Source organism: Microcoleus sp. B3-A4, from assembly GCF_036705385.1.
In the GTDB taxonomy this organism is placed as follows: Bacteria; Cyanobacteriota; Cyanobacteriia; order Cyanobacteriales; family Microcoleaceae; genus Microcoleus.
The window spans coordinates 1-11,299 of sequence record NZ_JAUBUI010000128.1; the positions used below are offsets into that span (position 1 = coordinate 1).

At 44.2% G+C, this 11,299-nt stretch carries 9 protein-coding genes and 2 pseudogenes; 3 read left to right on the forward strand and 8 right to left on the reverse strand.

What is annotated here, in order from left to right; genetic code table 11:
- Positions 1-171: 171 nt before the first annotated feature.
- The 4 genes and pseudogenes from QUB33_RS27625 to QUB33_RS27635 all read right to left on the reverse strand — a co-directional run bounded on the left by QUB33_RS27625 (position 172) and on the right by QUB33_RS27635 (position 5,163).
- Entirely contained in the window at positions 172-2,034 is a 1,863-nt protein-coding gene (locus QUB33_RS27625; RefSeq protein ID WP_333357254.1) for an ATP-binding protein, read from the reverse strand.
- A 187-nt stretch (positions 2,035-2,221) separates the two neighbouring features.
- Positions 2,222-2,338, reverse strand: a pseudogene (locus tag QUB33_RS29750) (DUF6753 family protein); the annotation flags it as partial.
- A 56-nt stretch (positions 2,339-2,394) separates the two neighbouring features.
- Positions 2,395-2,619, reverse strand: coding sequence for a hypothetical protein (locus QUB33_RS27630; protein ID WP_333357257.1), 225 nt, complete (start codon positions 2,617-2,619; stop codon positions 2,395-2,397).
- A 132-nt stretch (positions 2,620-2,751) separates the two neighbouring features.
- Complete coding sequence (locus QUB33_RS27635) at positions 2,752-5,163, reverse strand: hypothetical protein (protein WP_333357260.1); 2,412 nt, start codon at positions 5,161-5,163, stop codon at positions 2,752-2,754.
- Between the two features lie 387 nt (positions 5,164-5,550).
- Here QUB33_RS27635 and nadC point away from each other — a divergent pair, with 387 nt between their 5' ends.
- On the forward strand, positions 5,551-6,414 hold the full coding sequence (gene nadC, locus QUB33_RS27640) for a carboxylating nicotinate-nucleotide diphosphorylase (RefSeq protein ID WP_333357263.1): 864 nt from the start codon (positions 5,551-5,553) through the stop codon (positions 6,412-6,414).
- Between the two features lie 186 nt (positions 6,415-6,600).
- On the opposite strand, the gene QUB33_RS27645 is transcribed toward nadC, so the two are convergent.
- A complete protein-coding gene (locus QUB33_RS27645) occupies positions 6,601-7,635 on the reverse strand; it encodes a C39 family peptidase (RefSeq protein ID WP_333357266.1) in 1,035 nt (344 codons plus the stop codon).
- 497 nt (positions 7,636-8,132) lie between these two features.
- The gene (locus QUB33_RS27650) at positions 8,133-9,461 is read right to left on the reverse strand and encodes a pitrilysin family protein (RefSeq protein ID WP_333357269.1); all 1,329 of its coding nucleotides are present in this window, start codon (positions 9,459-9,461) and stop codon (positions 8,133-8,135) included.
- Between the two features lie 223 nt (positions 9,462-9,684).
- On the opposite strand from QUB33_RS27650, the gene QUB33_RS27655 reads away from it, so the two are divergent.
- The gene (locus QUB33_RS27655; RefSeq protein ID WP_333357272.1) at positions 9,685-10,572 is read left to right on the forward strand and encodes an ABC transporter permease; all 888 of its coding nucleotides are present in this window, start codon (positions 9,685-9,687) and stop codon (positions 10,570-10,572) included.
- 13 nt (positions 10,573-10,585) lie between these two features.
- On the opposite strand, the gene QUB33_RS27660 is transcribed toward QUB33_RS27655, so the two are convergent.
- The gene (locus QUB33_RS27660; RefSeq protein WP_333357279.1) at positions 10,586-10,774 is read right to left on the reverse strand and encodes a hypothetical protein; all 189 of its coding nucleotides are present in this window, start codon (positions 10,772-10,774) and stop codon (positions 10,586-10,588) included.
- Between QUB33_RS27660 and QUB33_RS27665 the strand changes: the two genes are divergently transcribed.
- Positions 10,719-10,913 carry a hypothetical protein gene (locus QUB33_RS27665; RefSeq protein ID WP_333357276.1) on the forward strand — a complete coding sequence of 65 codons (195 nt, stop codon included), beginning with the start codon at positions 10,719-10,721 and terminating at the stop codon, positions 10,911-10,913. The genes QUB33_RS27660 and QUB33_RS27665 overlap by 56 nt on opposite strands.
- Before the next feature lie 116 nt (positions 10,914-11,029).
- Here QUB33_RS27665 and QUB33_RS27670 read toward each other — a convergent pair.
- A pseudogene (locus QUB33_RS27670) lies at positions 11,030-11,299 on the reverse strand (IS1 family transposase); the annotation flags it as partial.

An 11,299-nucleotide genomic window follows, 5' to 3' on the forward strand; every position in this document is an offset into this window, starting at 1 on the left:
CTCAGTGCCAGGTTAATAATAAATTAAAGCTCTTTTCCCGCAACAACGGAAAAGGGCTTTAGTTTTTTGGGGAGTTAGGCCAAAAGAGAAAGTGAATATTACAACTAAAACCTCATAGCAGATAACCTCAAAAGCCTAACAGAAAACCTTTCGGCGGTGGGGCGCATTTTGTTAGACCGGATCACGGATTTGCTGCTGGACAAGGATTTGAATCACAAACTCGGTTCCCTTACCAGCTATTGAGAAGCAATCTAATTTACCGCGATGTTTCTCCGTGACAATCTGATAGCTAATCGGCAGCCCCATGCCCGTTCCCTTACCGACAGATTTTGTGGTGAAGAATGGATCGAAGAGGCGTTTCTGAACAGATTCAGGCATTCCCATTCCGTTATCAGAAATTGCAATTTTTACCCATCTTGAATCAATCATGGCAGTCCGAATGGTAATTTGGTTGGGATTTTCCTTGATCTCCTGATAGGTTCGTTTGACGTTGGCTTCTTCCAGCGCATCAATGGCATTTGCCAGGATGTTCATAAACGCCTGATTGATTTGACCAGGATAGCATTCTATTAGCGGTAGATTACCATAATCACGAATTACTTGAATCGCTGGACGCTCTGGTTTATCTTTCAAGCGATGCTGCAAAATCAACAACGTACTATCAATGCCCTCATGAATATCGACGGCTTTGAACTCAGCTTCATCCATTCGTGAAAAGTTGCGGAGTGACAAAACAATCTGACGAATGCGATCGGTGCCGAGTTTCATGGAGTCGAGGACTTTAGGTAGATCGGCTTGGATAAACTCCATATCAATATCTTCCGCCTCAGCTTGGATTTCGGGTGCAGGGTCGGGATAGTAATTCTCGTAAAGTTGCACCAAACCTAATAAATTGTGGGCGTATTCCTGCACATGATTCAGGTTGCCGTGAATGAAGTTGACTGGATTGTTGATTTCGTGTGCTACCCCTGCCACCATTTGCCCCAAAGCAGACATCTTTTCGCTTTGCACCATCTGAACCTGAGTGCGTTGCAGTTGCTCTAAGAGTTTTTGCAATTGGGTATTTTTGTCGCTGAGTTCTTGGGTTCTTACCTCAACTTGAGATTCAAGCGTTTGGCTGTAGTTTTCGAGTTGTTCGTTGGCTGTTTTCTGTTGCTGTAACAGTTGTTGAACAGCGCGAATTAACTGGTTAAAAGCATTAGCAAGGGTTCCAATTTCATCATCTTGCTCAACAGTCGCTTGTAACTCAAAATTAGATTCTTCAGTAGCTCGTCTGGCAACGCTGGTCAGAGATTGAATGGGTTGGGCAATTGCTCGGCTGGTCAAAAGTGCCAAAAGAATGGCGATCGCAACAGACAATCCGATACTTGCAACCACCACTTTCTCAGCAAATTCACTAGCCTGTCGATCAGACCTTGTTGCTACATCAAGTTCTTGGTAAGCTTGGTCAATTAAACCCACCAAATCATCCGAGATGCCATCGAATTCAAGCGCCAAATCGCTGTTGGTAAATTCCAACATCAGCGCTTGGGCTTGCTCAACATCAGTGGGTGACGCAAGATCCAGACTACGAATTCGTTCAACTCGGCGTTCTAATTCCTGTGAGTAGAGTTGTGGCACACTGTCATAGGTTTGCAAGAAGGCTAGAATCCTTGCTTGATGCACAGCAGCTTGTAGGGTCGGAGACTTTGCCACAAATGCCTTAAGTTCAGCCCAAATTTCTTGGATTTCAGCTTTATGCTTCAGCAAGTGAGCATATTCATCTTGAAATTTTTCTGGGTATAGCGCTAAAGGAATGAGTTGTTGTTGGTGGGTTCGGGCTTGGAGAACACGAGATTGCAGACGATGCAGAAGTTCCACTTCGTTACGCGCGTGTTGTTTTCGCTCTTGAGTTTCTTGTTGATAATGATCCCCAACTCCAAAACCAGCAATTGTTCCAGACACAGCAATGCCTAGAGCAAGGGCGTATCCTAAACCGATCTTTTGCCCAACTCTGAGACTGGATAACCGTTGTCCTAAACTCTGGTGCACCATATAACCTTATCTAGCCCTACAGGAGATTTGCTTGACCAAGTGCCCCTATTTGCTCATTTTAAGCCTTTAAGCTGGAAAACGGAAAACTCATATGTTTAGGATAGGTTTTCCCTTACAGCGTTTACGTCTTGAATTTACGCTTTTCTAAAGGCTCTACCTAAATCGTGCAGAACCCCGAAGTAGCTGGTCACGCCGCCACTTCCAAAGTTACCCCCAAACGCCGAACATCTTTTTTGCATTCTAAATTAGCATAACTATCCGAATTCCACCCGCTCAAATTTCGTGCAAACTTCCCCTCAGCGCTATTTGCCCACCGTCAAGTCTCCGCCTGCTCTTGAGTTAGATGAACTGGTATAGCTTTTACTGTAGCTTGAATTCGCTATCCGGCTCATTAGTCATTACTTCCAAGCGATCGACTTCCTCGAACCATTTTGCCCCAGCTTTAGCAATATCGTCTGGGAGTTTGGGTTCAGCTATTCTATTTTGGTGATTGTGCATCACAAAGTCGAGGAAGTCGTTGATTTCGGGCAGAAATGATTCGGGAAGTCGCTGCAATTTGGCGAACGCAATATCAGGAATAGTCATAATAATTGCCCATTTTAGTCGTTTTTATTTTAATACAATCATAACAAGCGATCGCCCTTAATTTTAGCAGTCAATAGTGGGCGATCGCCTTCCGCCTTCCTCATAGCCAGAATCGCTGGCAAAAGTTGCTGCCTAAACAGTGCTATATTTTTGACCAATTTGTCGAAGCAATTTAGTAAAATTGTCCTTGTCAGATTCATTTTGAAACGTATCTACTACCTTTTTTAACCTAGACAAGTCATTGGTATAGTTCTTGTCAGATAGCTGTAACACTAATTGCGACGAGAAAAATTTTCCTAAATCAGGTTCATTAGATAAGACATCTACAACCTCTTTCAACTTAGACAAGTTCTGAGTGTACTTCTCGTCTAATAAAATAGCTACTGCATTTTTTAATTTTGGCAACTTGTTTTTATACTTCTCATTAGAAACCAGATCCGATAAGTTTTGGTCACTCCCCACTATAGCTACTAACTCTTGCAACTTAGATAAATTGGTAGAGTATTTCTCATCTGACAAAATATCTACTATTTTTTTCAACTTAGACAATTCCTGTTTCTGGTTCGGCTCTGATAGCAGTGAAGTTAATTTGCTTTCCGCCTTGGCAAATTTTGCTAAGTTTTCATAGTTAATTGAATCAGCTTCTGAAACTAGAAATACTTTCCAAGCCATTTTTGCGTTTGTAAATACAACCCCCTCTTTTGCATCCTTAAAAGCACTGTTGTTTATCAAAGCGATTACTTTTTCTCCAGAGTCAAGAGATAGCCAGGAAGACAGGGCGTTTGACAGTTTATCTAAGGGGATATTAGGAGCAGAAAATCCCTCTTTAATGCCATTTTTTGGAATTACATTCTTTTGAAAAATTTCTCCCCAATAACCGGGAATTATATCTTCAGTATAGGTGTAGGTTCGAGTTTCTAATTGGTGCAGCACGGATGAATCGCGAGTCTTTTCAGATGAATCGCGAGTCTTTTCAGATTTGAGCAATAACCAAATCATATATGCAGTACCCCATGCAACAAGAGCAGAACCGCCCGTGATTAAACTGAGTCCACCAAGAGCCGAAATAGTGGCAGTAATAGCAGCAGCACCAGACAATGTACCGGCTACTTCCAAAGCAGTCGCAGCAGTCCAAACAGCTAAAACAGTTGCAGTACCGGCGATTGTTCCTGTACCAATTGCAATTCCCAGATTTTTTTGGTCTTCGCTATCCATTTCTGAAACTAACGCAATAGAAAGTATTCCTGCTGCTCCTATTAGCGCGGCTCCTCCTGTTACTACTGCTAAACCACCCAGCATTCCTAAACCACCAGATGCGACGGAACCAAAACCTAAAGCAGCTAAAGTCGCGTTGGTTGCAGCCCCTCCTGATAAACTACTAATAGTGACACCTGTTGCTGTTTTTACTCCGATCATACTCAGTATTTTCTTAGCTACTGGAACAATTGCTGCTCCTCTTTTTTGAGCATCCTCCATCAGTTTTTTGAATTCTTTATCAGTTGGGACAAAAGCATCGGCTTTTTCACCAGAAGCAACTTGATTATCTAAATTGTGTTTCCTTGCTATTGAGTAAACAACTTTAGCATTTTCTGGAATTTCAGCATTACTGATGAATGAGTCTAGGGATTTTAAAGCTGCGGCATCTTCTACTGTTTTTCCAGCACGTACCTGCTGATAAGTTGACAGGTAATTTTTCGGTTGATCGGGAGTTAATTTTTGGTTGTCCTCGAGCAGTTTGACAAGAATGAAGTCTACTGTTAAGGCTGTTAAATTGGTACTGGCTAAAAAGTATTTCTCCTTGATTTCTAAAGGCAGTGCCGACGCGGCAACAATTGAGTCAATCGCTGTGAGAGCCTTAAAGTCAGGAACCGGTTCGCTGGCACGGACGGAGGCAAAAGTTCCTCTAATTAGTTTCTTTTCTGCCTCAGTTAGTTTAGATTGAGTTAATGCCATTTCAATGGCTTGCTCAATTCCGAGTAAGCGCGAATTTTTACTGGCGATTTCGTAACGCTCTTTAATTTTGTTGTCTAGCTTTGAGGAGCCTATCACATAATCAAGAAAATCCAAGGCAATCACATCGTTAATATACTCACCATCCTCGATTTGCTCATAAACAAATTTGCATTTAGCTTTGCTTGCTTCTTTGATAAATTGCGTATTTTTGTCAATTTCTTGATAAATTTCCTCTTTTATTCCGAGTTGTCTATCGTATAAGGTATGCAAAACTACAGTAATATCTTTACCGTCTTGACCGCGCCCTTGGATGGTAATCTGTTGGCTATCTGGGGTTTTGGAGGGAATTGCTACCTGACAAGGTTCTCCAGATCGCAAAGTAAATGTTTCTTTTCCTCCGTTGCGTGCTGTGGTATAAGGAACAAAAATATGATATGTCTCCAACCTAGATGGATTTTTATCTAATCCCTCGCTATCAGCCATAGCGCTAGCTGGATCAAGCAAGTCTTTTGTCAATAAACCCAAAGTACCTAAAGCAACATAACTAAGAAAAGAGCGACGGTTGAGAGGAGAAATATTTAGGTGAGTCATAACTGAGTATTTGTAGCTTGAATGTAGTTTTTAGGCGAAATAATCAAATCCGAACTCTAATTTATCAAGTTCGTTACTTCCAAATTTACTAGCAAACTTACCCTTAGCCCTAGTGGCTCACCCCAAAGCCTCTGCTTGCTCATAAATCAGATGAGCTTGTTTGTTTGGCGCTAATTTTCCTTGCGACAAAGCAAACTCACTCTATTAAATCAGCGACACCCAACTTTGTCAACAGGTGATTGACTAAAAAACTGCGCCTGTTGAGCAAACTGTAATTAAGCCAACAAGGACATCCGCGTGGTCAGATTATTTTGCAACTTGCCTAAAATTACCCGATCGACTATTCTTCCTAGTAGATATCATCTTGATATAACAACCGACAAAAACATGACAGCAATATTACCGCCTTGGATAGTTTTAGACTCCCTATTGCACAACTGGCTACTAGAAGATATCGGTAGGGGCGATCGCACAACATCGGCTTTATTTCCCGCAAACAGCATCCAGGGTACAGCTAAATGGATAGTCAAAGAAGCTGGAGTCATTGCCGGATTGCCAATTGCCGATCGCACATTTAAACTTTTAGACAGCAGCCTCAGTTTCATCCCCCAAGTACCGGAAGGGAAACTGTGCGAAAAAGGAGAAGTAATTGCCGAGATTTCCGGTAATTTCGATGCGCTGCTAAGCGGAGAAAGAGTAGCTTTAAACTTGGCAATGCGTTTAAGCGGCATCGCTACTTTAACTCAGAAATATGTTGACAAAATTGCCGATTTGCCCGTGCAATTAGTGGATACGCGCAAGACAACGCCCGGATTGAGATTGTTGGAAAAATACGCGACTCAAGTCGGCGGTGCTTGCAATCACCGGATGGGATTAGATGACGCGGTGATGATTAAAGACAATCACATTGCGGCGGCTGGGGGAATTGCAGAGGCGATCGCCCTAATTCGCAATTCTATCCCCTATCCGCTGACGATCGAAGTCGAAACCGAAACTCTCGCTGAGGTAGAGACAGCTTTGCAGCACAAAGCCGATATTATCATGTTAGATAATATGTCCTTTGATTTGATGCGGCAGGCTGTGGTAATAATTCGCCAAAAGAGCGATCGGGTAAAAATTGAAGCTTCCGGCAATGTTACTTTAGAAACAATTAGAAGTGTAGCCGAAACCGGAGTTGACTATATTTCTACCAGTGCTCCGATTACGCGCTCGACTTGGCTGGATTTGAGTATGAAAATTCAGAGTCATTAGTCATTAGTCAGCAGTCATTAGTGATAGAAAATATGGCTAATACCAAATTCAGCTTTAATACCCCTTTTACTCTTTAGTCTTCCTCTGCTCGGACTTCGTTTGACTCTTAAGCGATTTGAATCGTCGAATAATTCCCGGGGCAACTTATCTCTTAGCTAATGACTAATGACTAATGACTAATGACTTTTAACAATGATTTGAGATAAAATGAACCCAAAAATTCCCGTCAGGCATACAGAGGCTGCGGATTAAGCGGTAAGTATAGTGCAAGTAAGCACCGCTGACACTTGTATCGTAGCCACTTCGGAACCACTCACCATAGGGATCGTGAACGAAGAATCCCTCGCTGTCGTAGCCTGATGCCACTATAATGTGACCGAAAGACGTGAAGTATCCGTGGATGACAGCGGGATTTCCGCTGGCTAGCCAATCTTGAACGTCATCAACAGTTGCATTCTCGGTAAAGAAATCTTGAGCGCCGTAATCTCTAACAATCTTTGCCAAATCGTAGGGGTCCCAGCGACTGTAACCTTTGGCGATCGCATATTCGTAGAGTTCGTCTTCATATTGCCCGCTTTGTTTGCGCCGTGGCACTTTCAAAAAGTCCATACACATCGCTAATGAAGTTACATTGCAAGAACCCGTAGGATTATTCAAGTTATCCATTTGCGATCGGTAAGGAATGCCGAGCCTGACAGTTGGGGGATTCGGTTTGGGAAAAAACAGAACGCTCTCTTGAGTAATTTGAGCGTGTGCTCCAAAAACATACCAAATTCCTGAACCTTTGAAAGATTCGTTGCGGAGAGCAACTCTGATGTGACCGCGAGCAGGAGCAAAAGCCAGAATCTCAAACTCTTTTCCGGCTGGTATTACTTGTTTTTCCGAGTCGTGAAGTTGAGAAGACGCCAGCGGTTTTGATTTAAAAATGGTGTCTCTGAGCGTTTTCAGGATCAGGGGATGTGTGGGAATCTCCTCTGGTTTGGTTTCAATCAGCTTTTTGGCTGTGACTGCTCCCAAAAAACCCGGTTCGCCGCACTTCATCAGAGTTTGAAATCGGTGGAGGGTGGCGGTAGAGAGAGGGCCAAAAATTCCGTCTACGGGAGGCTTCAGTAAACCCAGGTCAATGAGGCGGCTTTGAATTTGACCACTGAGTTCGTCGTCTGCAGCAATTGCTTTGGCATCGTACCTAATTTTTGAGTTGAGAAAGTTTTGTAATTTCATGCTTGCGTGCCCCTGTCAATCGATTTTAGATTCTAGATTTTAGATTTTAGATTTTAGAATTACGATCGCCGATAAATCCGGTTTCCCTAGACTAAATTGCTTGCTCGTCCATAATTCCCAGTTTATCGTCTCATAAAATTACGGTAATTTTACCGAGCAATCGATTTTAGATTTTAGATTTTAGATTTTAGATTTTAGATTTTAGAATTACGATCGCCGATCGATCCGGTTTCCCTAGACTAAATTGCTGACTCGTCAATAATTCCCAGTTTCTCGTCTTATAAAATTACGGTAATTTTGCCGATCGCCCATACCTTAAAGGCTTCATATTAATTATTTGACACAAAACCTTCAAGGCGCGGGTCGATCGAATTTCACGCACTATTGACTAAAAATCCCTCGTGCCCGTTGACATTGTTTCTGCCGAATGCCGAATGCCGTTGGATGGCTCAAAAGCAGAGGGATGGGAGAATTGCCCTGTTGAGGCGATGTCCAATTTATGCTTCGTCGGGACGAATTACCACAACACCCATCGCGTCGGGAGACAGATATTTAACGGCGGCTTCTCGGAGATCCTCAGCAGTCTGAGCTTGGATGCAGGCGGAATAGTTGAGGGCGGGAGCGATATCTCCTACCATCGACTGATAGTAACCGTACAAATTTGCTCGATCGCTCGGAGTTTCGTTACCAAAGATAAACCGATTTGCTACTTGAGTGCGGATGCGGGAAATTTCGGCATCTGTCACCAGTTCGGTTTGGAGAGTGCGGATGTGTTGGACGATGGCAGCTTCCACTGCTGCCAAGTTTTCTGTCGGTAGTTGAGCGGAAATGGAGAATACACCGCCAAGTCGCTGAGTCATGTTGCTGACCGAAATTGAGGAGACTAGCCCTTTTTCCTCGCGCAAATCCTGAACCAAGCGAGTTGTGCGGCCGTGACCCAATATTGTCGCCAAAACGTCGAGGGCATAAGTTTCCGACATTTCCATGAAACCTGGCACTCGCCACATCACGATCAGTCGGGCTTGCTGAAGGGCAGAGTCTACAAATTCCCGGCGGACTGTTTCTGTAAACGGCGATTCTTGGCCGTAGTTGGGGATTTGGGATTCTGGGTGAAAGTTGCCGACAGCAGGCACATTTATGTTGTTGGTTTGTGCTGTACTTTTTGCTGCAAAACTGTCTGCGACAATTTCTATTAGTTGCTCGACTGGCAAATTGCCTACAGCTACGGCTGTCATCGCCCCTGGCTGATATCTGCTGCTGTGGAAATCCCGCATTTGTTGCGCTGTCAACTGTTCGATTACCGCAGTCGGGCCGAGTACCGGTCGCTTGTAGGGCAGGACTTCAAATGCTAATTCCATCGATCGCTGATAGGTGCGGCGGCGTGGATTGTCTTCCGATCGTCTAATTTCTTCTAAGACTACCAGCCGTTCTCGATCGAAGGCGTCGTCGGGAATGCTGGCGTTGAGCAACACATCGACTTGCAGGGGAGCTAGTTCGGCAAAATCTTTAGGGGCTGTGGTGATGTAATAGTTAGTGTAGTCTTGACTGGTGGCTGCATTGGTGACAGCGCCGCGTTGCTCGATCGCGCGCTCAAATTCGCCACTGGGAATGCTCGGAGTTCCCTTAAAAATCATGTGCTCTAAAAAGTGAGCCATGCCGTTAATGTCGTCGGGTTCGACGGCTGAGCCTAAATTGAGCCACACGCTGAGGTTAACAGCATCGACCGGCAAGTGTTCGGCTATAACGGTGAGGCCGTTGGGGAAATGGCGGATTGTTGGGGCGTTGAGGGGCGATCGAGCTGAGGTTTTGAGTAGGATTGATGTCATTGTGCTTTTAAATTTATCTTCTTCTCTATATCTTAAAGGGTCTTTAAGGAAGGACTCAGGCATTCGCCATTTGGCGCGAAAAATGCAATTGGATGTGGACGGTAATGCACGCACCGAGTTTTTGGTCTCCCGGAAGAAGTATTGCTAACGTATTTCTGCGATCGCGATCGTTAATTTATCCTAATAGTTGCCCAAGTCCTCTGTTTTTTGGTGACAGCATTCGATGGAAAATCGAAGATTGAATAAAAACTTAGTATTTCCACAACCAGCTTTTCAACGATTTTGGCAATCGACTTCGGGGAAAATCGGCTTAATTTTGACTTTAGCGCTGATGCTCTCGGCACTGTTGGCCCCCCTACTTTCTCCTTACGATCCGGCGGTCGATCGAGATTATTTGTCGCGCTTGGTGGCTCCTAGCGCTAAACATTGGTTTGGCACCGACGGTTTGGGGCGAGATTTGTTGGTGCGGGTGTGGCACGGATTGGGGATCTCTTTAGTCGTCAGCCTGGTTTCTGTGGGTGCGGGTTTAATTGTGGGAGCGCTTTTGGGGCTGGTGGCCGGGTATTTTCGGGGGTTGCTGGAAATGGCGATCGGCACTTTGGCGGATATTTTGCTAGCTTTTCCTTCGATTTTACTGGCGATCGGCGTTGTTACCGTCACCGGGCCGAGCCTGCAAAGCGTAATTATCGCCGTCAGCCTCGTGCAAATTCCGATTTACATCCGCTTAACTCGCAGTATGGTGCTGTCTCTGCGGGAACAAGAATTTGTTTTGGCTGTCAAGGCTTTGGGCGCCAGCGACTTGCGGATTATTTTTCGCCACATTTTACCGGGAAGTCTGGCGCCTCTAGTTGTACAAGCAACTCTTTCGACTGGTACGGCGACACTAGAAGCTGCCGGTTTGGGTTTTTTAGGTTTGGGCGCACAGCCGCCGGTTCCTGAGTTGGGGACGATGCTTTCTGATGCTTTTAAGGGCGGATACGCTCTTTCTTCTCCTTGGACTATTTTGTTTCCCGGTTTGTTCATTACCTTGACTGTTCTGGGTTTCAATCTTTTGGGCGACGGGCTGCGAGACGCTTTAGACCCCAGATCCAATGCTGCGGCAAGGAAATAGCAATATTCAGGACTTACGCAGCAAGCACAGTATTTGAGCAATACTGTGCCTCCTCTAAAAATTGTTTAGGTATGCTCAAACTTTTGGCGGGAGTTGAAGCCATTTCAAAGTCGTAGCCTGGGCTGCCTACTGAGGTGATACCCGCTATGACTGGCTGCATTAAGATTGGCCCGGATAGGCGACTGTCGCGCCCGATCGCGATCGTTAATTCTGCCGCTGATTTATTGACTTTTTTGCACCAGCAAACTCACAAAGGCTTGCCCCAAAATAGTCGCCATTTCCGGGGTGGGGTTAACCTCTTCGTCTGGAACGCCTTCAATGGCGATACCGCGAAGGTCTGAACCATGTTGCAGCTTTTTTCAGTTATAGTTTGGCAAAATAATCAATAGTATTTTGTTAGTCCTGCATAGTAATGATAATCAAGCTTTTTGCTCTCTGCATAAAGTAGCGTTGTTAGTCATGCACAGTAAAAATATCGTTTTCTCATGCAAAAATTATACTGAGGTCCACAGTTAAAAATTGCCCCAATATGGTGAAAGCAGTTTTTTTGAGAAAGACAAGGTTTTACGAACCAAACGAGAAATTCGCTGCCGTAAAGTATTATTAAGTCTTTCAATATGACTGGTTTTCCCAGATTATTTACCTACAGATCGATGTCTTTTAAAAGGTAGCACTTCTGAATAAGATTCCCAAAAATCAGTATAACAAACAGCACATTGTCTATAGA